The sequence below is a fragment of the Pacificimonas aurantium genome (assembly GCF_020092905.1).
Classification (GTDB): Bacteria; Pseudomonadota; Alphaproteobacteria; order Sphingomonadales; family Sphingomonadaceae; genus Pacificimonas; species Pacificimonas aurantium.
Window position 1 is genome coordinate 1 of record NZ_JAGSGB010000011.1, and the last position, 665, is coordinate 665.

Genomic DNA, 665 nt, shown 5'->3' on the forward strand with positions numbered 1-665 from the left:
ACCGTCGCCCGCGGCCAGTCGCTCGGTCTGGGGCAGGACGAGTATCGCATCGTCGGGACCCGGGACGGCGCGGAGATGGTGATCCTGGGTATCGGCTCACAGGCAAGCTTCGATCCGTCCTTCAATACAGGGCTCGATACGATCGTGTTTCCGAAGCGCTTTGCGGCTTATGGCTTCGTCCTTGACGGTTCCGTGGTGCGCGTCGCCGCCGACGACGGCACGTCGGCGGAAATTCCGATCGGCACGAGCGGGCTACAGCTCGCCTTTACCGATGGCCTGCGCGAGGTCACGGTCGATACCGAGACCGGGACGCTGTCGTTCGAGCAGTTGACCCAGACCGCGCCGGAGTTGCCGCCGGTCGATCCGGAGATGGCATCGCGCGTGATCTTCTCGCCCGATGGAGAGACGAGTGTGGGGCGCGGCGCCTATAACCTGTTCGGATCTGCCGCGGGCAACGAGGAACTGGTGATCGGCGTCGGCGCCCAGGTTACGCTGGACCCGTCCTTCAACGAAGGCGGCGACACGATCGTTCTGCCGGGCGATTTTGCCGACTTCACGGCGACCCGGAACGGATCGACGCTGGTGCTGGAGGACGGCCTCGGCACCATCCTGCGCCTTCCGCTGGGGACCGAGCCGACGATCCTCGGTTTCGACGACGGCGACTA

At 65.7% G+C, this 665-nt stretch carries 1 protein-coding gene; it reads left to right on the forward strand.

Annotated features, from left to right (window positions below; translation table 11 throughout):
* A partial coding sequence (locus tag KCN53_RS15975; protein ID WP_224199820.1) for a hypothetical protein occupies window positions 1-665 on the forward strand: 665 nt, incomplete at both ends.